Source organism: Pedobacter sp. AC402 (genome assembly GCF_979252805.1).
Map to the genome: position 1 here is coordinate 77908 of NZ_CEEDAI010000015.1, position 23397 is coordinate 101304.

Consider the following 23397-nt stretch of genomic DNA (forward strand, 5'->3'; position numbering starts at 1 on the left):
TAATTATTATTATAATTAGCAGTACAGCGTACTACTTTTAAGAAAATGAGTTTAAGAAAGTTTATAACGAATAAAACGACCGCAGCTTTAGCAGTACTGATTACTGTTTTTGCAAACACTAGCGTATTTGCGCAAGATGCAGCAGCAGGTGCTGCCGCGGCACCGAAAGTTGATATGGGCGAGGTTTATAAATCCGTAATATTTTATATTCTGGTTTTCCTTGCCGTATGCTTATTCATTGCAATTATTGGTAAAGCAATAAGAGTTTATGAATTGAGCCGTGAGGCACAAGGTAAGCCTGTAGGTATTAACTGGAACAGAATCCATGCAAGCTTATTTGCATTGTTTCTGGTAATCGGTTTATATGGTGTATACTGGGAATATACGGTGCATGGCGCAATGTTACTTCCAGCTGCAGCATCAGAAGCATGGAAAGAAAATAGATGAGATGTTTAATTTAACGTTAATCATCACCACAATTGTGTTTGTGGTTACACACATTTTATTATTCGGATTTTCTTATATCTACAAATACTCAGCTAAAAGAAAAGCTTACTACTATCCACATAACAATACAATCGAAAAAATCTGGACAATTGTTCCGGCTTTGGTATTAACGGTATTGGTATTGATGGGTTTCTTAACCTGGAGATCGATTTTCTTCAAAGTTGAAGATCCAAACCACAAGCCATTACAAATTGAAGTAACCTCAGAGCAGTTTAAATGGTCTATCCGTTATCCTGGAGCTGATGGTGTTGTGGGTAACAAAAATTACAAATTAACAACGCCAACCAATCCATTGGGTATCGATTTTAAAGATTTAAATTCTCGTGATGATGAGATGGCTGATGAGATGGTTCTTCCGGTTGGAAAGCCAGTTAAGTTAATCTTAACCAGTAAAGATGTAATTCATAGTTTTTATATGCCTCATTTCAGGGTTCAATTAAATACTGTACCAGGTATGAGAACTATTTTTGAGTTTACACCTACTAAAACTACTGCTGAAATGCAGCAGGAAACTAACGACCCTAACTTTAAGTACCTTTTCTTATGTGCTAAAATTTGTGGAGCCGGTCACTACAACATGCAGAAAGTTGTACGTGTAGTTTCTGAAGCCGAGTATAAAACTTGGATTGCTGAGCAGAAAACATACTTAAATGATGATTTAAGAAAACAATTTAATTTGCCAGTGGCACCTGCGCCTGTAAAATCAGTAGCAGATTCAGCAGCTAAAGATTCAGCAGCTGTAAAAACTAACCAAATGGCTTTAAATAAATAATATTAAGCAGGAGCGAACGAATTATGTCAACAATAGCATTACACGACGAACACAATCACGATCACGCTGATCATGGGCATCATAAAGAGACTTTGATTTCAAAGTACATCTTTAGTATGGATCATAAAATGATTGCTAAGCAATTTTTGATTACCGGTATTATTATGGCGGTAATAGCAATGGGCTTATCAATTTTATTCCGTATTCAATTGGCCTGGCCAGATAAAAATTTTCCTTTCTTAGAAACATTTCTAGGTAAATGGGCAGAAGGTGGCCGTATTAAACCAGATTTTTACCTTGCTTTGGTTACCATTCACGGTACCATCATGGTATTCTTTGTACTTACTGCCGGGTTAAGTGGTACTTTTAGTAACTTACTGATTCCACTTCAGATTGGTGCCAGGGATATGGCTTCGCCATTCCTGAACATGCTTTCATATTGGTTTTTCTTTATGGCTTGTGTGATCATGATGTCATCATTCTTTATTCAAACAGGGCCCGCATCCGGTGGTTGGACGGTTTATCCGCCATTATCTGTAGTAGCGAAGGCAATGCCTGGATCAGGTTTGGGTATGACACTTTGGTTGGTAAGTATGGTACTTTTCGTAGCATCATCTTTAATGGGTGGTATCAACTACGTAAGTACAATCTTAAACATGCGTACTAAAGGTATGGATCTTTGGAAAATGCCTTTAACCATCTGGGCTTTCTTTTTAACCGCTATTTTAGGTATTTTATCTTTCCCTGTTCTTGTAGCTGGGGTAGTTTTAATGGTATTCGACCGTAGTTTTGGAACAAGCTTCTATTTGTCAGATATCGTTATGGGTACTGATATTTTACCGAATGAAGGTGGTTCTCCAATTTTATGGCAGCATTTATTCTGGTTCTTAGGTCACCCTGAGGTATATATTGTAATTATGCCAGCGTTGGGTATTTCATCTGAGGTTATTTCTGTAAACTCACGTAAACCAATTTTTGGTTACCATGCAATGGTTTACTCTTTAATCGGTATTACCGTATTATCGTTTATTGTATGGGGTCACCATATGTTTGTAACCGGTATGAACCCATTATTAGGTGGTGTTTTCATGATTACAACATTAATCATCGCTGTGCCATCAGCAGTAAAAACCTTTAACTATTTAGCAACATTATGGCGTGGTAACATCCGTTTTACGCCTGCAATGTTATTCGCTATCGGTTTGGTTTCCTTCTTTATCTCTGGTGGTTTAACCGGTATCTTCTTAGGAAACGCATCTTTGGATATTAACTTACACGATACATATTTTGTTGTTGCCCACTTCCACTTGGTAATGGGATCTGCAGCAATCTTTGGTATGCTTGCAGGTGTTTATCACTGGTTCCCTAAAATGTTCGGTAGAATGATGAATGCTAAACTAGGATACTTACACTTCTGGTTAACTTTCATTGCAGCTTACCTGGTATTTTTCCCGCTTCACTTCTTAGGTTTAGATGGTGTACCTCGTCGTTACTATGCATTTACTGAGTTCGAATTTATGAAGAAATGGTTAACAGTTAACGTTTTTGTAACATGGGCAGCTATAATGGCCGCACTTGCTCAGGTGGCGTTTTTGTTTAACTTCTTCTACTCAATATTTAAAGGAAAAGTAGCTCCTCAAAATCCTTGGGAATCTAATACATTAGAATGGACTGCACCAGTTGAACACCTACATGGTAACTGGCCAGGAGAAATTCCAACTGTTTACAGATGGCCATATGATTATAGCAAACCAGGACACGATGCGGACTTTATTCCTCAAACTGTTCCTTTCTCTCAAACCATGAGCTCTAATTTACCTCACGATTTTGAAGGAAATGCTGAAGCAGAAAAAATACAGCAAGACTGGGAACTAGCTAACCCTGTTGAAGAAAACAAGGGCTAGTTTAAGCTTAAAACAATTTTAAAAGGGGTATCTGATTAAGTTTCTGCTTATCCGGATACCCTTTTCATCTTAATAGATATATGGTCAGCAGATCAGAACAACGTTTCATTCGAATTAACCTTATCACCATCATCGTTACGCTGTTGGTTATACTTGCCGGTGGTATTGTACGCAGTACAGGTTCAGGCATGGGCTGTCCGGATTGGCCGAAATGTTTCGATCGATATATTCCGCCAACCGATGTATCTCAGCTTCCTGCCAACTATAAAGAGAAATATGTGGCAGGTAGGGTAAAAAAGAATGAAAAGTTTGCCAAGTATCTGGAAAGCATGGGCAAAGTTGCCTTGGCTGATAGTATTAGGCACGATAAGAGTATAACCATACCTGAAGAGTTTAATCCGGCTAAAACCTGGACAGAATATTTAAACCGATTGGCTGGAGTGGCTGCAGGGATATTCCTGTTTTTAACGGTTGTGTACTCATTTACCTACCGTAAAACAGCAAAACGGATCATTGTATTAAGTATCTTGAATCTCTTTGTTGTGGGATACCAGGCTTGGTTGGGTTCAATAGTGGTATCAACCAATTTGGCACAATGGGTAGTTACGGTACACATGCTTTTGGCATTGGTTATTTTGGCAATCTCCATTTACACTTATAATTATGCGAAGCAGTTAAATAAGGCTCCTTCGGTAATTATGTATCGGATAGCCTGGTTAAAAGGTTTTTTATTCTTTACTCTTGTGATCAGTCTTATTCAGATTATATTAGGTACTGATGTGAGAGAAGCGGTAGATGTGATTGCAAAATCGCTCGGTTATGGCAATAAAGCTAGCTGGATTTCAAAGGTGGGTGAAGTATTCTCCTATCATCGTGATCTGGCGATATTGGTGATTGTGAGTAACGCTGTAGTTTATAAAATGGTAATCGACCGTTTTAGTGGTAAAGCAGCACCGTTGTTAACGGCCAGATTTATCTTAATTACGCTTCTCATACAATTATTAAGTGGTTTAGCATTGGCTTACATTGCTTTTCCGCCAGCAGCTCAAGCACTACATATTTTGTTCTCTACGCTGTTATTTAGTTTACAGTTTTATCTGTACCTGTTGGTTTACCGAACAAGCACTTATAAACAATAATATTTAAGAAAATTGAAGCAATATCTTTCAGATTTTTCTAAACTTATCAAATTCAGACTATCGTTCACGGTAGTGTTTTCGGCATCGATTTCTTTTTTAATCGGTCAGAAAATGCAGGTTGGAAGAGGTTATATTCCTAATATTGACTGGGGAAACTGGTTAATACTTATTGCAGGAGGATTTTTTGGTTACGGCAGCGGCAAACTGTTTTAACGAGATTATAGAAAAAGATCTGGATAAATTAATGGCGAGAACCAAAGATCGTCCTATGCCCGCTGGCAGAATGACTACCGGTCAAGGATTGATTCTTGGAATTTTTATGGCCTTTTTGGGTACATGGCTCTTGGGTAAATTAAATCTCGAAACAGGTTTGTTATCTGTATTTTCAATACTATTGTATGCCTTTGCGTATACGCCATTGAAAAGAAAATCGCCTATTGCAGTTTTTGTAGGTGCAATTCCTGGAGCTTTGCCACCGCTGATTGGTTATTTGGCCGCATTTGGCAGTTTAAAAGCAGAAATGTTCCATGAAATTGATTACTATATTGCTGGAATTTTATTCCTGATCCAATTTGTTTGGCAGTTTCCACACTTTTGGGCAATTGCATGGGTTTTGGATGATGATTATAAAAAAGCAGGTTTTAGGTTGTTGCCAACTAAAAAAAGAGATAAAACATCAGCATTGCTTACTTTTTTAAGCACGTTGATTTTGATTCCGGTAAGTTTATTGCCAACTATTTATGGATTTGGTGGTTATTACATTGCTGGTTTATCTTTAATTACAGGATTTATATTTAGCTGGCTTGCTTTTAAACTTTTAATGAACAGAGAAATGGTTGATGCCAGGAAAGTGATGTTCTGTTCATTTTTTTACATCCCGGCCGTACAGTTGGGTTTATTATTAAATTTTATAGCAAAATAATTTATGGTGCTAACAATGGAAAAGATGCAGGATACGTTTGACCCAAAACCAAGGAAATTTATCGTTTGGTTATTTGTCGTATCATCTACAATTATGTTTGGTGGTTTTACCAGTTATTATCTGGTGTTTGCCGCCTCAAAAGGAAAAGGGCATGGTTTGGTTTTACCAGATGCCTTTATTTATTCAAGTTTGGTAATTATTGCCAGTAGCATTACTTTGGTACTTGCTTCGAGAGCTTTAAAGAAATTAAACTTTAGCTTGCAACGCAATTTGCTTTGGGTTACGGTAATATTAGCCGTTATTTTTGGTGTAATGCAGTTTAATGCCTGGGGCAGTATGGTGCGTACAGGTGCAACCCTGGTAGGAAACAACGCCGCAATATCATTTATATATGTGGTATCGGGCATGCACCTTTTGCATATTTTAGGAGGTGTTGGCCTTATTATTAATGCTTTAGCAGGAAGTTACAAAAGCTTACCTGTTGCGAAAGTCCAGTATAGAATGGAAATTGCTTCTATTTTTTGGCATTTTATAGATATATTATGGATATATCTGTATGTTTTTTTACTTTTGAACCGTTAAATTTGTTAACAAACTATTATACTATTTCCAAATGAATGCAGTATCACAATTAGATCAAGTTAAAACCGGACCATGGAATGGTGGTCGTTCTCCGTGGTCGGTAGAATATGGTAAAATCATGATGTGGTTTTTCCTTTTATCAGATGCTTTTACCTTTTCATCTTTATTGATCTACTACGGCGCTCAGCGTTTTTCTAAATTAACATGGCCAGCTCCAGATAAGGTTTTCCAATCCATTCCTGGTATTGCAGAACATGGCGCTCCATTAGTTTTCGTAGGTATCATGACTTTTATTTTGATCATGAGTTCGGTAACTATGGTATTGGCTGTAGAAGCAGGACATCGCCGCGCTAAAAAAGAAGTTATCGGCTGGATGATCGCAACCATTATTGGTGGTTTCATGTTCTTAGGCTGTCAGGCAATTGAGTGGACGCACTTGTTTCACGAAGGTTTTGGCTGGGGTAAAATTCCTCCGTTAAAAACATTAGAGCACTTATTTAACGGTGAAGTATCATTAGTTTCGGCACAGCAGTTTGCAAACTTATTCTTTACCATTACAGGTTTTCACGGTTTTCACGTTTTCAGTGGAGTAATCATTAACATCATCATTCTAATCATGACGATTAATGGTACTTTCGAAAAAAGAGGCCATTACCTAATGGTTGAAAAAGTTGGTTTATACTGGCACTTTGTAGATTTAGTATGGGTGTTTGTATTTACATTCTTCTATTTGGTTTAATTTATCATATATAAAAATATTATCATGTCAGAGCACACACATTCAACAGAAGAACACGGTCACGAAGAACATGCAGGTTTATCGAAAGGTAAAATCTGGAAAGTTTTCGGAATCCTTTTGTTAATCACCGTTATTGAATTTATCATTGCGTTGGTATTAATTCCGAAAGGAGTTATGACACAGCACATCGGTAACTACATTTATATTGGTTTAACATTGTTAAAAGCATTTTATATTGTAGCCTATTTTATGCACTTAAAATATGAGAAATTAGGCTTACAGTTGGCATTAACAGTTTCATTTATTTTCATTATTTACTTTATTGTTTTAATGTTAACAGAAGGTGGATTCCTAAACATCCACATGATGAATCATTAATGAAAAGAAGCCCCATAAAAAAGGTAATAATCCTGGTAAGCATTTTAGCTATACCGGGATTTTTGTTTTTTTACTTATTGCCACATTTCGCAAAAAACAGGTATAAAAGTTTACCCATTTTTGGCAAAAAGATTGTTGCATCAACATTCCACAGTGTAAAGGGTAAGAAAATACCTGATACCATTTACCATAAGGTGCCTGATTTTAAACTTGTGAATCAGCAAAATGATACCATCAGCTGGAAATCATTGGAGAATAAAATTGTTGTGCTAAATTTGTTCTATACTGCGGCTGGCAGTCAGCAAACGATTAAATACATTAAGCAATTATCCGATGGTTATGAGCAAAAGCCTTTGGTTAAGTTTTTAAGTTTATCTGTAGATCCTGAAGATCAGCATAAAATAAAAGATTTCGCTGCTAAATTTAAAGCTAGAGAAGGCAAGTGGGAATTTTTGGCTGGTGATACAACGCAAACCTATCCTTTGATTAGAAAAGGTTTATTACTCGATGCTATAGCCGATCATGCAAAAGGCAATACCAACTTCATCTTTAGCAATAAGATTGTTCTAATCGACAATTTACACCGTATACGCGGTATTTACGAAGCTGATGATGCTGGTGCCAACGCTAAACTTGAGGATGAAATAAAAGTGCTCATTGCAGAGTATTTAAGAAATGTTAAAGATGGCAGGTAATTCTTATTTTCTAAACTTTAAGTCATCAGTCGAATAGATCAAATAAAATATAAAGAGATAAAATACTCATGGAAAATAGCCAGATTGAGAAAAAATATAGCAAGTGGATCATTATCCTTTCCATCTTTATTCCAGTAGCCGTTGCCTTCTTATTTGTAGTAAAACTTAAAGATTTAGGTATTGATGCACCAACATTACCATTTCTACCACCCATATATGCCACTATTAATGGCATTACCGCAGTATTATTGGTAGTAGCAGTTTGGGCCATAAAAAATGGAAAAATCCAGTTACATCAAAATTTAATGAAAACTGCCATAGCTTGCTCTTTGCTTTTTTTGGTGATGTATATTGCTTACCATATGACTACCCCATCAACCAAATTTGGGGGAGATGGAACCATAAAATATGTTTACTTCTTTATTCTGTTAACTCATATTTTACTTTCAATAGCCATCATCCCATTGGTTTTGGTTACTTATGTACGGGCGTTGGCACAGCGTTTCGATCGGCACAGAAAAATTGCTCGGATCACCTTTCCTTTATGGTTGTATGTGGCCATAACTGGTGTTGTAGTATATCTAATGATTTCCCCTTATTACCAATATTAACCTAATATTTTAGTTTAATATTGCTTTCGTCATAAAATTTGCACATTATTGTGTATAATTGGTTCGGTATTAGCCGTTGGATACAATTATATACTAATGGATGTTGCACAAATAGAAACGGGAAAGGATTTAATTTCCTTAATAGAAAAGGGAAACACTACTACTTTTACTCGTTTCTATACCTCTTATTTTCAGAAACTTATATTGGCTAGTGATAAATATATAAGTGATATTCATACCGCTGAAGAAATTGTCCAGGATATCTTTCTTAAGATCTGGGAATTTCCTGAGAACATGCAAGAAGTAAAGTCTGTTAAATCATATCTATACCGATCGGTTATTAATGCGTCCATCAATTTTTCAAATAGACAAAAAACACTCGAACAACATCATTTAAAGCTTGCAAGCGAATTTTCTGATGACTACCTGACTGATCTTGATGAAGAAAATGAAATGATCGTCATTTTGAGGCATGAAATTGATAAACTCCCATCGCAATGCAAAAAAGTATTCAAACTAAGCCGTTTCGAAAATTTAAAGTATAAAGAAATTGCTAATGTTCTTGATATTTCAGAAAAAACGGTTGAAAACCATATTGGAAATGCACTTAAGATTTTAAGAGCAAGATTTCTGAATGATGAATCACTAAATAAAAAAGGAAAGAGCTATTTAATGATGATGTCTCTATATCTTTATTAATTTTTCTTCCAAAAGAAGACTAAAAAATACTTCACGGATGTGCTTTTTCAAAAATTATTAATATTTTTTTAAATTTCTTTAGGGGTTTTTTAGGGTTGGTTTGTCTTTATACTACAAAACCAAACTAATTAATGCTTAATCAACCTGAATACCTGGATTTAATCGTTCAGTATTTAAACCATCCGCATGATGAAAATATTCGTTCTGCAATAGATTCCTATCGGGCAAAGTCAGCTGAACATGAAAAGTACTTTCATGAGGTGGAGAGAGTATGGAATTTAAGTTCAAGATCAGCCTTACTAGATTCACTGACTATTAAAGAAGCCGAAATTAATTTCAAAAAAGAATTACTTAAGCGTTCTGATAAGTCATCTGTCGGTTTTACCTGGTTCCGTAATGTAGCGGCTTCACTTGTTCTATTAAGTGTTGGTTACTGGCTTTATAACTTAGGTTCAACACCAGCTTATTTAACGATTAAAACTGGTTCCAATCAAAAAGATTCAGTGTTATTGGTTGATGGCTCTAAAGTTATCCTTGCAGAAAATAGTTTAGTGCGTTATCCAGTAAAGTTTGCGGCATCATCCAGAGAAATTTATCTTGATCATGGTAAAGCATTCTTTAAGATTGCCAAAGACCCAAAACATCCATTTAGTGTGCTAATGGGCGAATCGAAGGTTAAAGTACTGGGAACGTCATTCAACATAGGTTTTTCTCTCAACTCCATCGATTTGGATGTAAAAACAGGTAGGGTGCTATTTTCTCCTTATCGTGATGGTACCTCATCAAATTCTTGTTGCCGGCCAAGCTTTATCGTATAACATTTCGAATAAACAGTTTACTACACGGGTTTCTCAAAATGCCGATTCATGGCTAACCAATGAACTCATCTTTGTAGATACCCCGCTTGAAGAGGTGTGTAGGCAGTTAGGCAGTTATTACCAAAGAAATATAGTTTTAGAAACGAACCAACCACTCGTTAAGAAGTTTAATGCAACATTTAGAGGCAACAGTTTAACTGATGTTTTAGCTGTATTAAAAGAAACTTATGGTTTTAAAATTATTAATCACAAAAACACAATTACCTTAAAATCACCTATAAACTAATCAATTTAAAATTAACTAATCAACTATGGAGAAAAATTTCTACAAAAGAAGTACGGGAATGAATCTGTGCCGAATGGCCTTACTTCTGTGCGCATTCTTTTGGGCAAACTTGTCACGGGCTGATTCTCAGCAAGCCTTCGGAAAACCCGAAAGGCTAGACAATTACCTGAAAAAGATTGAACAGGCTTATAAAGTTAGCTTTGTTTACGATGCTGCAGAAATCAACAAAACAATGGTGCTGGATGTACCTTCAAAATTATCATCGATTACTGAATCGCTTGATCAGCTTAAACAAAAAAATATCTCATACCGCCTTGTTGGCAATCAAGTAATTTTAAAAGTAGTAGCGCAATCTGCTAATCAATCAAAAAAGAATGTTACTGTTAGCGGAACTGTTTACGATAAGAAAGACGGTTCTGTTATGCCAGGTGTAAGTGTACGCGAAAAAGGTGCGTCGAATGCGGTTTCTACTGATGGAAAAGGGGCCTATTTACTTAGTGTAAAAGAAGGTGCAACATTATCTTTTGCATCTGTTGGATACAAAACTCAAGATATCGTTGTCGGGAGCAAAACGGTTATCAATGTTACTCTAGAAGAAGATGCAAATCAACTGGGAGATGTTAATGTTGTTTCAACTGGTTATCAAAATCTAAATCCAAAACTATTTACCGGAGCCGCAACTGCATTGAAAGGTGTTGATGTTAAACAAGATGGTATTACTGATGTAAGTCGTATGCTTGAGGGTAGGGTAGCAGGAGTATCTGTACAAAATGTATCAGGAACTTTCGGTGCAGCACCAAAAATCCGGGTACGTGGAGCAACATCAATTACCGGCGAAAATAAACCGCTTTGGGTAATTGATGGTGTAATTTTAGAAGATGTGGTAAATGTTTCGAACGAACAGTTATCATCAGGAGATGCAACCACCCTCATAGGTTCTTCTGTTGCAGGTTTAAACGCTGATGACATTGAAACATTCAACATTCTCAAAGATGCTTCTGCTACTGCGCAATATGGAGCAAGGGCGATGAATGGTGTAATTGTTATCACCACGAAAAAAGGACGTATAGGTAAACCTGTAGTTTCTTATACGGGAAATTTTTCTACGAGTATGAAGCCTACCTATGATAATTTTAATATTATGAATTCTTCTGATCAGATGTCGGTATATTCTGAATTGGCTAGAAAGGGTTGGTACAATCATTCTGCAATTTCGCGTTCATCAGATGGTGGCGTATATACAAAAATGTATCAGTTGATCAATACTTTTGATGAATCTAACGGACAGTTTGGACTCGCCAATACACCGGAGGCAAGAACAGCCTTTTTAAGCAGGTATGCTGTTGCAAATACAAATTGGTTTGACCTTTTATTTAAAAATTCGCTTCAACAAGAACATGCGGTTAGTGTTTCTTCCGGAAATGAAAATAACCAGATCTATTTTTCGACAAGTTACTTAAACGATAATGGATGGGCAATGGGAAATAACGTTGAAAGGTATACTGCAAATTTGAATACCACATTTAAGTTATCAGAAAAATTCTCTGTAAATTTTATCACAACAGGTTCGATCAGAAATCAAAAGGCACCGGGTACTGTAGGGCGTGTGAGTAATCCGGTAGAAGGCCGTTATTCAAGGGATTTTGATATTAATCCATATAGCTATGCTACCAATACCAGCAGAACTATGACTGCATACCAGGAAGATGGAAGTTTAGAGTATTTCACCAGAAATTACGCACCATTCAATATTTTAAATGAACTACAGAATAATGCTATTGATTTAAATATCCTGGATTTTAAGTTGCAGGGTGGTTTGGCATATAAAATAACACCTAAATTAACTTTTAACACATTAGGTTCGATGCGTTATGTTAAATCGGGTCAAGAACATAAAATCAGTGAAAATTCGAACATGGCTGGAGCATATCGCGCAGATGGTGATTCATTTATTCAGGAAAATAACAGGTTTTTATACCGCGATCCGGAAAATCCCGAGTTGCAGCCAGTAAGTGTGCTACCATATGGTGGTTTCTATAATACTACAGATGATTTCTTAAGAACTTACATGGTAAGAAACTCACTGGATTATAACAATACCTTTAATAAAGATCATGTGCTAAATGTTTTTGCAGTACAGGAAATGCGTTTGGCCAACCGTCAAACGAAAAATCTAATCGGATACGGCTATCAATATGATAAAGGTGGAGTTCCTTTTATTGATCCCAATGCAATTAAGCAAGCTGTTGGAAATAATTTATCTTATTATGGCATGGGCAATAAATATGACCGTTTTGCTGTGTTTATGGCAAGAGCTGCTTATGCTTATAAAGAAAAATATGCGCTTAACGCCACCGGCCGTTTTGATGGATCGAACCAATTGGGAGATGCTCCAAATGCAAGATGGTTACCAACATGGAATGTTTCCGGAGCATGGTATCTTGATAAGGAAAACTTTATGCTAAACGAAAGTTTAACCAAAATTATAAATCGTGCAACGGTTCGGGCAACCTACGGTTTGGTGGGAAGTATCAATAGTACAACAAATTCAAGCTTAGTGGTAAGAAATGGGAGTACTTTACGCCCATATCCTTACGAAGTTGAATCGGTTTTAAGGATTGAAAGTTTAAAAAATGGTGATCTAACATGGGAAAAACAATATGAAACAAACCTTGGCTTTGATTTAGGCTTTTTTAAAGAAAAACTTACATTAACTGTTGATTTATATGATAGGAAAGGTTTTGATCTGATTAGTCCGTTGAAAACAACCGGTATTGGAGGGCAATATATCAAAAATGCGAATTATGCCGATATGAAATCTAAAGGTATTGAAGCTACTATTGGTGCAAATTTAAATATTAACAAGGATTTAAAATGGCGCACCAATTTTAATTTTGGCTACAGTACAAATAAAGTTACCCGGTTATTGGGCACGCCAACTATTTTTGATTTAGTAGGTGCAGATGGAGGCCCACAAGAAGGCTATCCGTACAGAGGTTTATATTCTATTGAGTTTTCTGGATTAAATCCGAATACAGGTGTTCCACTTTTTGTTAATGAAAATGGAGATGTAAGTAGCAAAGTTGATCCTCAGAGTAATTTAATAACCCATTTAAAATATGAGGGCCCAACTGATCCAAAATTGACCGGTGGTTTTTATAACATGTTTACATATAAAAACTTCACTTTATCAGGCTTAATTACATTTGCTACAGGTAATAAAGTGAGGTTAAACCCAATCTTTAACAGTTCTTATTCAGATTTGGATGCAACACCATTAGAATTCAGAAACAGATGGGTTTTGCCAGGAGATGAGGCAAATACTGTTGTTCCAAGCATTCCTGATCGCACAACATTTAATGCCTTTACCGCAGATAACGCTTATCCTTATAATGCCTATAATTATTCAACGGTACGTGTGGCAAAAGGCGATTTTGTAAAACTAAAAACAATATCACTTACCTATTCTCTGCCTAAAAGATGGATAAAAGCAATTGGTGCGGGCAATGCCTCAATTAGTGCGGTGGCCAACAACTTTTGGCTGATTTATGCAGATAAGAAACTGAATGGACAGGATCCGGAATTTTTCGGTTCGGGTGGTGTTGCGCTGCCAATAGCCAAACAATATACGGTTTCATTAAAACTTGGAATATAATTTTATAAAAATGAAAAAAATACTATATCTACTTTTTTTTATAGCGATACTAAACAGTGGTTGTAAAAAATTTCTGGAGCATCAGCCAGATGATAGAACTCAACTTGATTCACCGGTTAAAGTTGCCGAATTGTTAACTTCAGCATATCCACATGCAAACTACATCACTTTCTGTGAGGCAATGTCTGATAATGCTAAGGATAAAGCTACGGTAGGCCAGAATGATGAAAATGCTTTTCCCTGGAAATACGAGGATCAGAATAAGACTACGTATGATACGCCGACAATGTACTGGAACTCTTGCTATCAAGCAATTGCAGCAGCAAATGAGGCATTAAATGTAATTGAAAAAGCGGGTAGTACAGCTGAATATTCGGCAAGTAAAGGCGAAGCTTTAATTGCACGGGCATATGCTCATTTTATGCTTGTAACATTGTTTGCAAAAGCTTATGATCCGGCAACCGCCGCAATTGATCCGGGTATTCCTTACGTTTTAAAACCCGAAGAGGTTGTGCAGGGCGATTATAAAAGAGGTACCGTTGCTGCTGTATATGATCAGATCGAAAAAGATTTGCTCGAAGGACTTCCATTAATAAAAAATGGATCTTACAGAATTCCCAGGTACCATTTTACTACTTTCGCCGCTAATGCATTTGCCACTCGCTTTTATTTGTTTAAAAGAGATTATGCTAAAGTGGTCACTCATGCCAATGCTGCCTATCCAACGGCTACTGTAGCAAGTAATTTACGTCCCTGGAATTCGAGTTATGCGCCATTGGGTTATTATGAACTTCAGGCTGTTTATACAAATTCTACAGAACAGGCTAATGTGCTTTTGGCTGAAGTGAATACCACATGGGGAAGAAATTTCTCTAGCTATAATTATGGTTTCGAATCTACTTTGTTATCAAGTGTTTTAAATACCGGTACTAATCCGATCGGTACCAGGTTGGCTTATATTACAAAAGTGTTTGGGGCACAGCCAATTTATTATAACATCCCAAAATTTGGAGAGAACTTTATTAAAGAAACAATAAGTGCAAACTATGGTGAACCTTATAATACTGTTCCACTTTTTACTGTAGAAGAAGTTTTATTTAATAGGGCAGAAGCCAATGCAAATTTAGGTAAGAACAGTGATGTTGTGGCAGATTTAGATGCCTTTCTATCAAAAAGAGTAGTAAACTATAGTGCTACTACACATAAATTTACTGAAACAAAAGCTCAGGCATATTACAATACTTTATCATTAAAGGATGCCCTCATCCAATCTGTATTAAACTACAAACGTCAGGAATATCTGTTCGAAGGCCTGCGTTGGTTTGATATTTTAAGACTTAAAATTCCAGTTGTTCATCAATCAGCTGACGGAAAAATTAATATCACATTAGGACCGGATGATCCACGCAGAATGTTACAACTACCAAAAGAAGTAACCGCATTTGGCTTGGCAGCTAATCCACGTTAATTATAAAATTATTAATCATGAAAAAGAAATTAATTAGCGCATTCATTATTGCGATAGCTATTGCGGCAATATCCGGATGCAAAAAAAAGGAAATTCTGGATGCCAATCTTGTTGGCTTGGGCGGAGATACCTGGGCACCAACAGCAATTGATACATGGATTTCAGAAAATTATACCAAACCTTACAATATTGAGGTAAAATATAAATGGGACGGTTCAGAGCTGGATATGAGTAAAACTCTTGTGCCAGTAAAAGAAGATAAGGTTATACCTGTAATGGATGCCATAAGAAAAACCTGGATACAACCCTACGCAAGTTTAGCTGGCGAAAATTTTATAAAGAAATTATCTCAAAAACAGTTTGTATTAGTTGGGAGCCCTCAATACAATCCTAACAACACCATCACACTAGGTGAGGCTGAAGGCGGCAGAAAGATCACTTTATTTGTAATTAACGATTTTGTTAAAACAAATAAAACCGAGGTTAAAAGAATGCTCCATACCATTCATCATGAATTTGGTCATATTTTAAATCAGAATATCGCGGTAACTTCTAATTATCAACGCATTACGCCAGATGGTTATGATCCTACATGGTTTAATTATACTGATGCACAGGCTAGGGCATTGGGTTTTATTACCTCTTATGCCCGCTCGAATAAAGATGATGATTTTGTTGAAATGCTTGCTACCATGTTAGTTGAAGGAAAAACAGGATTTGATGCGATAGTAAATGGTTCCGGAACCGGTAAAACAGCATTATTGGCTAAGCAGGCAATTGTAACAGCCTACATGAAAGATGCTTTTGGTATAGATGTAAACTTACTGCAGGCTAAAACCGAGACTGCTATTAATGCCCTATAAACATGAATAAGATGAAAAAACATATATTATTTTTTGCGGGGTTGATGATTATATTCTCCGCCTGTAAAAAAATCGAGGATGCGCCTACTGATACAAGCGACCAAAAATTAAGTGCAGCACTAAAGGCTTATCAAACCCAGTTAACTGGGGCACAATTCGGCTGGAAAGGGTACCTTTTAACAAATGCGCAGGTTACTGCAACCTTCCTTTTTACCTTTACAGATAAGAATAGAACATCAATGTCTGCAGATTATGAACCAACGCTAAACGAAAGTTCTTATCGTTTAAAAGCATTACAAAGGCCAACTTTAATCTTCGATACTTATTCTACTTTACATTTGTTGGCAGATCCTACACCGACTAAATTAGGCGGCGAAGTAGGTGCTGGTTACTATTCTGATTTTGAATTTGCTTTTGTTTCTTCAAGTGCTGATACCATACATATGGAAGGAACTTTTAATAAAAGCAAACTGATTTTGGTAAGGTCAAAATCTGCTGAAGATAGTGCCTCGGCATTTACTGCGCCTGATGATATAGCAATCACATTATCCAAATTATTAACCTATTTCAAGAGAAGTACAGTAGGTGGTGTAGAATGCGAGCTAAGAGTTGATCCAAATGACAGGGTTTTTGGATTTAACTATCTCGAGAAAGGTGAACTTAAAACAGTGAGTAGCAACTATTTTGTTTCGGGTACTAAGATTATACTTTTTAAACCTTTAACCATTGGATCAGTAACAATTTCCGGATTAGAAGATATTGCATTTGATGCCGGAGCGAAAGTTATCAACGCGAAAATTACTGGCGGCTCTACAATGCAAATTAAAGAAGCAATTGCTCCATTAAAATACGACGCAACCGGGGGGCAAAGATGGTTGGAATGGGCATTTGCCAGTACCTATGTATCTTCTGAGCTCGGTTTCCACATCAATGGTGTAGATGATGCTTTAGGTTTGAGATCAATTGCAGGTTATAGAAGGATTGATTATTTTCCAAAAGCAAATGCAACTTATGACAGTGCCAGAATAGTAGCTACAACAAGTTATGGCCCCGCCGTTATACCAACTATAACCAGTACAGGGTTGGTAATTTTCCCAAATAGTGGCATTCAATTTGGTATCGTGCCTGCGGCAGCTAATGCCGTTTACACAAAATACCTTACGCAGCTTTTTCAAGCTCAGGGATATTATTTAATACAAACAAATAGTGGTTCAATAGAAACCATTACCTATGATATGGTTAATGTGGCCGATGCTAAAGCATGGGTAAGCTGGCACTACTAAATCATTTGAATTTTCAATAAAACTAGGTCAATAATTGCTATCTGTTAAGGTTTAGGAATTATAACCAGCTTTCAAGCCCTCACCCTAAAAAGTGAGGGCTTTATTTTTAATTTATTTTTTAGCAGCTAAAAATTCATAATCAGTATATTTGGTAAACAAGAGCTCATTATTTACTAAATTGTTTTAGTTTAAATATTTCTTTTTTTTTAATTATAAATCTATTTATTATTACGCCTCAGTATAATGAAAAACATAGTAAATTATGATTAACTAAATTTATGCCGTTAAAAAATCTGGATAAAGAACGTGCGCTGATTGATAAAATTGTAGAAGGAGATGAACAGGCTTTTTCTGTCATGTTCTTTAACTATCTTCCAGTATTACAGGTTTTTGCTGCAAAATTTACCAAGTCAGAAGATGCTGCTGAAGAAATTATCCAGGATGCTTTTTTAAGGGTATGGTTAAACCGGGATAAATTGGCTGAAGTAGAAAATGTAAAAGCTTATCTTTATAAGTACGTTTCTAATGAATGTTTAAGCCATTTGCGCAAAAAGCTTAAAGAAGGCAAAGTGGTAGATGCCTTTACTGCAAAGCAGCCCAATAGCCATAACCATACCGCAGATGTGGTGAATTTAAATGAAATAAATAAAATTGTTTCCAATGCCGTTGAGAAATTACCAGAACAACGGAAAAAAATCTACCAATTAAGCCGAGGCGATGGTAAAAGTATCCCCGAAATAGCCGAAATTTTAAATATTTCTCCAAACACAGTTAAAAATGCACTTGTAATTGCGTTGAAATCAATCCGCATACACTTGGATCAGCATGGAATTGTATTTCTTTTTCCGATTGTTCTCACTTTTTTGAAAATAAAATAAAAAAAAGTGAAATCCCGATAGTCCTAATTTTCTTTTAGTGCTTCTTAGTATCAGAATCTTTATGGAATTACGCATCAATTATCTTTTACAGCAGTTTGCATCAGGCAAAATCAACCAGGCAGAAAAGCAAGAGCTTTTGGCTTTGGCTGATGGCAATGCTTCACTTATTAGTGATGAAATTGTTAAAATGATCATTGCGGAAGAAGAAAATGCCGATCAGGTAATTGATAAAAAATGGAATCCAATTCTAAATAAAATTCTGAAGGTTGATAAACCAGCACCTGCACCGCGAAAAATTTTAATGAACAGTTTAAAATGGGCCGCCGCCGCAGTAGTATTCATTGTGTTCTCATTAACTACTTATGTAACGTTACATAAAAAAAGGAGCACGTTTTTGCCACTGATGTTCCTCCAGGTAATAATAAAGCGATTCTGACTTTGGCTAACGGCAAGAAAATTTCCCTTTCTGATGCCATGAATGGGAATATTGCTAAAGAAGCCGGTTTTTCCATTACTAAAACCAAGGATGGTCAGTTGGTTTACAATATTGCCGAATCAAATGATATTGAAGATGCAAGATTAAATACGATTTCTACACCTAATGGTGGCGAATGGCAGATCCGTTTACCAGATGGTTCCATCGTTTGGCTTAACGCGGCCTCTTCTATACAATACTCATTAAATATTGGAGCGGCGAAACAACGGATCGTAAAATTAGCTGGTGAGGCTTATTTTGAAGTGGCCAAAAATGCGGCACATCCTTTTATCGTAGAAACAGATAAACAGTCTGTTGAAGTATTGGGTACACACTTTAATATCAATAGTTATCATGATGAAATCGTAACCAGAACTACCTTATTGGAAGGAAGTGTGCGTGTTTCGCAAGGTAGTACAAAGCAGAGTGAAATATTGAAACCGGGAGAGCAATCCATCCTGTCGAATGCGGGTTTTGATGTTAAAGATGTTGATGTAGATGAGGCCATTGCATGGAAAAACGGCTATTTTATGTTCAATAATGAAAAACAGGAAAGTATTTTGCGCAAAGTGGCCCGTTGGTACAATGTAGAGATAGAATATGCAGACCCTGCAGCCAAAGAAGTAATGTATTATGGAACGGTGAGCCGTTTCGAAAAAATATCAAAAGTACTAACCAAATTTGAGCAAACTGGTGAAGTGCGCTTTGATATTAAAGGCAGCAAAGTGATTGTATATAAAGAATAAAAAAGCAAAGATGAAGGAGTAACTAACCTTTATCTCTAAAAATAAAACAACTTAATCAACCATAACCTAACCCTAACAAACTATGAATAGACCTCGACAAAACTCCTGACGATTCAAAGATAAATGAATAAAAAAAGGAGTGCTTGCAACACCCCCTTTATTATCTGTTTAGCTATTCCGTAAGCCGGAATCGATTAAAAATCAATTATTTCTTGGATAACCCGCGAAACGCTTTTTGGCGTCCAAACTTCATTGCGCTTCGCAAAAAAAAAACAGACTATTAAATGTACAAAATTTATATTGGAATTTTATGTACGCATCGCCGCTACATCCCTAAATTGCTATTGATTATGAAGTTAGTTACGGTCATACTGCTTGCCTCCCTAATGCAGGTAAGTGCAGCTTCATTTGGCCAGTTGGTTACATTAAAGCAAAGAAATGTAACCTTTGAAAAAATGTTTAAAGAAATCAGATTGCAATCTGGTTACGATGTATTGTTGTCTACAAATAAGATTAGCACTTCAACAACCTTCAATGCCAATTTTAGCAATTCGACCATTGAAGAAGTAATGGCTAAAATTATTGCCGGTAAAGATTTGACTTATTCTATTGAAGACAAAACCATTTTAATCAAGCCTGCAGAAAAATCGATTTTTGATAAAGTACTTGGCTATTTTGTTGCAGTTAAGATAACTGGTAAAGTAAAAGACAAAAATGGTTCAGCACTACCTGGTGTAAGCATTCGCGAAAAAGGTGCTGCTAACGCAGTTTCAACCAGTTCCAATGGAGATTATAGCATTTCAGTTAAAGAAGGAGCTACGCTTGTTTTCAGTTATATCGGCTATAAAAGCATCGAGTTACCTGTAGGTTCTAAAACGGTAATCAATGTTACATTAGAAGAAGATGCAGCACAGCTTAATGAAGTAAATGTAGTTTCGACCGGATACCAAACTTTGGAGAAAAAGACTTTTACCGGAGCGTCTACATTGGTAAAAGCATCAGATGCGGAGAGAGCAGGTGTAACCGATATTAGTAGGATGCTGGAAGGGCAGGTAGCGGGTGTAACCGTGCAAAACGTTTCGGGTACTTTTGGTGCTGCACCTAAAATTCGGGTACGTGGAGCCACCTCGTTTTCAGGAGATAATAAACCGCTTTGGGTAGTTGATGGTATTATTTTAGAAGATGTGATCAATATATCAAATGAAGCATTAACCAGTGGTGATGCCAATACTTTAATTGGCTCATCTGTAGCTGGTTTAAACCCGGATGATATTGAGAGCTTTAACATCTTAAAAGATGCTGCCGCAACAGGTATGTATGGTGCAAGGGCAATGAACGGTGTAATTGTGGTAACCACCAAAAAAGGTAAGTTAACAGAAGGCGCACCAAAAATTAGCTACAGGGGTAATTTTACTACCTATGCCAAACCGAGTTATTCGGATTTCGATATTTTAAACTCTGCCGATCAAATGGCAGTTTTAATTGAAATGCAAAATAAGGGTTATGTTCAAATTCCTTCTGAATCGAGAGGGGTTAGCGGAGGCCCTTTTTATAAAATGTATAATATGCTTTATAATTATGATGCAGCTACAAATACATATGCCTTAAAAAATACGAGCGCTGATAAAAACGCATTTTTGAATAGATATGCCAATGCCAATACCGATTGGTTTGATGTATTGTTTAAAAACTCTTTGCAACAAGAACATTCGTTAAGTATCAACTCGGGTACGGAAAAATTTAAAAGTTATGCATCAACCTCGTTTACCAAAGATAATGGCGTAACCATTGGAAACAGTGTAAGCAGGTTTACAGGTAATTACCGTGCAAACTTTAATATGTCTGATAAATTAAGTGCAGAACTTTTAAGTACAGGTTCGGTACGTAATCAACAGGCACCAGGAGCTACTGCACTGCAAGAAGATCCTGTGTATGGTAACTACTTTCGTAATTTCGATATCAATCCATATGCTTATGCAGTAAATACAAGTCGTATGCTTACCGCCTTTGATGAAAATGGTAATTATGAATATTTCCGTCAGAACAGTGCTCCTTTTAGTATTTTGAATGAGTTAAATAGCAACTATTTAAAATTGGGGGTATTAGATTTTAAAGTTCAGGGAAACTTAACTTATAAAATTATTCCAAGTTTAACCTATTCTGTTGACGGGGCTTATCGATTTGTGAAATCCGAATCACAAATATCTATTTTAGAGAGTTCCAACATGGCCACTTCATATAGAACTGTTGATGATGCAACATCTTCGCAAAGCAATGGTAATTTATATACAGACCCAGATCTTCCAGGAAGTTTACCAATTAGCGTATTGCCGAGCGGTGGTTTTTACAAAACATCTACTGATAACTTAAAAAGTTATTATTTCAGACAAAATTTAAATTTCAATAAAACTTTTAATACCAAACACAATATAATGGCTTTTGGTGCAATGGAAGTTCGTTATATCGATCGCCAGAGGGAAGCTTTTGACGGAGTAGGTTATCAGTTTGATAATGGAGGCTTGGTAACACCTTATTATAAATACTTTAAAGAAGCTGCAGAAGAAGGTAAGCCTTATTTTAGTATGGGCAATGAATATGAAAGATATAGTGCTTTTTTTGCCAATGCTTCTTATACTTATGATGAGAAATATACCGTAAAATTTTCTGGTAGGTATGATGGTTCAAATAAATTGGGTAGAACTGCAACTGCTAGATGGTTACCAACATGGAATATTGCTGCTAGCTGGAACATAAGCGATGAAAGTTTTTGGCCAAAAAGTGATATCTTAACTGGTGCCAAATTACGCGGATCTTATGGTTTAGTAGCGAGCATTGGTAATGCAACAAACTCTGCTGCTGTATTTTATAATCAGATTTCAAGAAGACCTGCTTTAGCAGATCAAGAAGCTCAGATTTATATTTCCAATTTAGAAAACTCAGAACTTACTTGGGAAAAAGCTAAAGATTTAAACCTCGGTTTAGATTTAGCTTTATTGAAAAACAGAATTAATTTTACCGTTGATGTATACAAAAGAAGCATCTATGACTTAATCGGTGCAATACAAACTTCTGGTATTGGTGGTCAGTATACTAAAATTGCCAATTATGGAGCCATGTCTGGTAAAGGGATCGAAGTTGCCATTACCGGTAGAGCTATAGATCATCCAAACTTTAAATGGACAACCAATTTTAACTTTAGCTACAATGTAAATAAGGTAACAGATTTAGAGATTGACCCTAATATTTTTAAATCAACATCAAATAATGGTACTGCAGTACTTAACTACCCTCAGCGTAGTTTGTTTTCAGTACAATTTGCTGGTTTAAATCATGATTACGGTTACCCAACATATATCGGTACTGATGGTAGGCCAACTACTTATATTTACATACAAGATAATGATCTAACACAATTGAAATATGAGGGGCCGATTGATCCTACGTTTGCTGGAGGTTTTTATAACCAGTTCAGCTACAAAAGTTTCACATTATCAGCTTTACTGGGTTTCTCTGCAGGAAACAAAATTAGGTTGAATCCAAATATGAAACCAAATTTTAATGATATTTCGTCAATGAGTAGAGATTTATTAAATAGATGGGTATTGCCTGGAGATGAGAAGTTTACCAATGTTCCGGCCATATTGGATCCCCTATCTGCATCGAAAATCGTTGATGCTAACGGATCTGCTGTTAATATCGTGAATACTTATAATTTATATAATTTCTCAACCGAACGTGTAGCGTTTGGCGATTATATTAAACTAAGACAAGTTTCGCTAAGTTATAATTTGCCAAAAAGCTTTTATTCTATGCTAGGTATGTCTAATGCCTCAGTATCTTTTGTCGGAAATAATTTATTGTTATTGTATTCTGATAAAAAACTGAATGGACAGGATCCTGAATTTTACAATACAGGTGGAGTTGCCTTACCAGTATCAAGACAGTATACCTTATCCTTAAAAGTTGGCTTTTAATTG

21 protein-coding genes are annotated in these 23397 nt (G+C 36.2%); all 21 read left to right on the forward strand.

The window, feature by feature from the left end:
- Nucleotides 1–45 precede the first annotated feature (45 nt).
- A complete protein-coding gene (locus tag AC0IWE_RS23910) occupies nucleotides 46–447 on the forward strand; it encodes a hypothetical protein (RefSeq protein WP_471795030.1) in 402 nt (133 codons plus the stop codon).
- A 1-nt stretch (nucleotide 448) separates the two neighbouring features.
- The gene (locus AC0IWE_RS23915; RefSeq protein ID WP_471795031.1) at nucleotides 449–1279 is read left to right on the forward strand and encodes a cytochrome c oxidase subunit II; all 831 of its coding nucleotides are present in this window, start codon (nucleotides 449–451) and stop codon (nucleotides 1277–1279) included.
- Between the two features lie 116 nt (nucleotides 1280–1395).
- Nucleotides 1396–3183 carry a cytochrome c oxidase subunit I gene (locus AC0IWE_RS23920; protein ID WP_471795335.1) on the forward strand — a complete coding sequence of 596 codons (1788 nt, stop codon included), beginning with the start codon at nucleotides 1396–1398 and terminating at the stop codon, nucleotides 3181–3183.
- An 80-nt stretch (nucleotides 3184–3263) separates the two neighbouring features.
- A complete protein-coding gene (locus AC0IWE_RS23925) occupies nucleotides 3264–4322 on the forward strand; it encodes a COX15/CtaA family protein (protein WP_471795032.1) in 1059 nt (352 codons plus the stop codon).
- A 169-nt stretch (nucleotides 4323–4491) separates the two neighbouring features.
- Nucleotides 4492–5244 (forward strand): heme o synthase, encoded by a 753-nt coding sequence (gene cyoE / locus AC0IWE_RS23930; RefSeq protein WP_471795033.1) that lies wholly within the window; start codon nucleotides 4492–4494, stop codon nucleotides 5242–5244.
- A 15-nt stretch (nucleotides 5245–5259) separates the two neighbouring features.
- Nucleotides 5260–5826, forward strand: a complete 567-nt coding sequence (locus tag AC0IWE_RS23935; protein WP_082458606.1) for a cytochrome c oxidase subunit 3 — start codon at nucleotides 5260–5262, stop codon at nucleotides 5824–5826.
- 31 nt (nucleotides 5827–5857) lie between these two features.
- Nucleotides 5858–6565 carry a cytochrome c oxidase subunit 3 gene (locus AC0IWE_RS23940; RefSeq protein WP_055903272.1) on the forward strand — a complete coding sequence of 236 codons (708 nt, stop codon included), beginning with the start codon at nucleotides 5858–5860 and terminating at the stop codon, nucleotides 6563–6565.
- A gap of 24 nt (nucleotides 6566–6589) precedes the next feature.
- Entirely contained in the window at nucleotides 6590–6943 is a 354-nt protein-coding gene (locus AC0IWE_RS23945) for a cytochrome C oxidase subunit IV family protein (protein ID WP_055903271.1), read from the forward strand.
- A complete protein-coding gene (locus tag AC0IWE_RS23950) occupies nucleotides 6943–7638 on the forward strand; it encodes an SCO family protein (RefSeq protein ID WP_471795034.1) in 696 nt (231 codons plus the stop codon). The genes AC0IWE_RS23945 and AC0IWE_RS23950 overlap by 1 nt, the downstream gene beginning before the upstream one ends.
- 68 nt (nucleotides 7639–7706) lie before the next feature.
- Complete coding sequence (locus tag AC0IWE_RS23955) at nucleotides 7707–8249, forward strand: DUF420 domain-containing protein (protein WP_471795035.1); 543 nt, start codon at nucleotides 7707–7709, stop codon at nucleotides 8247–8249.
- Between the two features lie 96 nt (nucleotides 8250–8345).
- Nucleotides 8346–8948 carry an RNA polymerase sigma-70 factor gene (locus tag AC0IWE_RS23960; RefSeq protein WP_471795036.1) on the forward strand — a complete coding sequence of 201 codons (603 nt, stop codon included), beginning with the start codon at nucleotides 8346–8348 and terminating at the stop codon, nucleotides 8946–8948.
- A 131-nt stretch (nucleotides 8949–9079) separates the two neighbouring features.
- Nucleotides 9080–9766 (forward strand): FecR family protein, encoded by a 687-nt coding sequence (locus tag AC0IWE_RS23965; RefSeq protein ID WP_471795037.1) that lies wholly within the window; start codon nucleotides 9080–9082, stop codon nucleotides 9764–9766.
- Nucleotides 9720–10052 carry a FecR domain-containing protein gene (locus AC0IWE_RS23970; protein ID WP_471795038.1) on the forward strand — a complete coding sequence of 111 codons (333 nt, stop codon included), beginning with the start codon at nucleotides 9720–9722 and terminating at the stop codon, nucleotides 10050–10052. The genes AC0IWE_RS23965 and AC0IWE_RS23970 overlap by 47 nt, the downstream gene beginning before the upstream one ends.
- A gap of 25 nt (nucleotides 10053–10077) precedes the next feature.
- The gene (locus AC0IWE_RS23975; RefSeq protein ID WP_471795039.1) at nucleotides 10078–13707 is read left to right on the forward strand and encodes a SusC/RagA family TonB-linked outer membrane protein; all 3630 of its coding nucleotides are present in this window, start codon (nucleotides 10078–10080) and stop codon (nucleotides 13705–13707) included.
- 10 nt (nucleotides 13708–13717) lie between these two features.
- A complete protein-coding gene (locus tag AC0IWE_RS23980) occupies nucleotides 13718–15175 on the forward strand; it encodes a RagB/SusD family nutrient uptake outer membrane protein (RefSeq protein ID WP_471795040.1) in 1458 nt (485 codons plus the stop codon).
- A gap of 17 nt (nucleotides 15176–15192) precedes the next feature.
- Nucleotides 15193–16038 (forward strand): zinc-binding metallopeptidase, encoded by an 846-nt coding sequence (locus tag AC0IWE_RS23985; RefSeq protein ID WP_471795041.1) that lies wholly within the window; start codon nucleotides 15193–15195, stop codon nucleotides 16036–16038.
- Between the two features lie 11 nt (nucleotides 16039–16049).
- Nucleotides 16050–17321, forward strand: a complete 1272-nt coding sequence (locus AC0IWE_RS23990; protein ID WP_471795042.1) for a DUF4302 domain-containing protein — start codon at nucleotides 16050–16052, stop codon at nucleotides 17319–17321.
- 278 nt (nucleotides 17322–17599) lie between these two features.
- The gene (locus AC0IWE_RS23995; RefSeq protein WP_055903268.1) at nucleotides 17600–18199 is read left to right on the forward strand and encodes an RNA polymerase sigma factor; all 600 of its coding nucleotides are present in this window, start codon (nucleotides 17600–17602) and stop codon (nucleotides 18197–18199) included.
- Between the two features lie 61 nt (nucleotides 18200–18260).
- Nucleotides 18261–18635, forward strand: coding sequence for a hypothetical protein (locus AC0IWE_RS24000; RefSeq protein WP_471795043.1), 375 nt, complete (start codon nucleotides 18261–18263; stop codon nucleotides 18633–18635).
- A gap of 2 nt (nucleotides 18636–18637) precedes the next feature.
- Nucleotides 18638–19420, forward strand: coding sequence for a FecR family protein (locus AC0IWE_RS24005; protein ID WP_471795044.1), 783 nt, complete (start codon nucleotides 18638–18640; stop codon nucleotides 19418–19420).
- Nucleotides 19421–19770: 350 nt separating this feature from the next.
- A complete protein-coding gene (locus AC0IWE_RS24010) occupies nucleotides 19771–23394 on the forward strand; it encodes a SusC/RagA family TonB-linked outer membrane protein (RefSeq protein ID WP_162235773.1) in 3624 nt (1207 codons plus the stop codon).
- Nucleotides 23395–23397 lie beyond the last annotated feature (3 nt).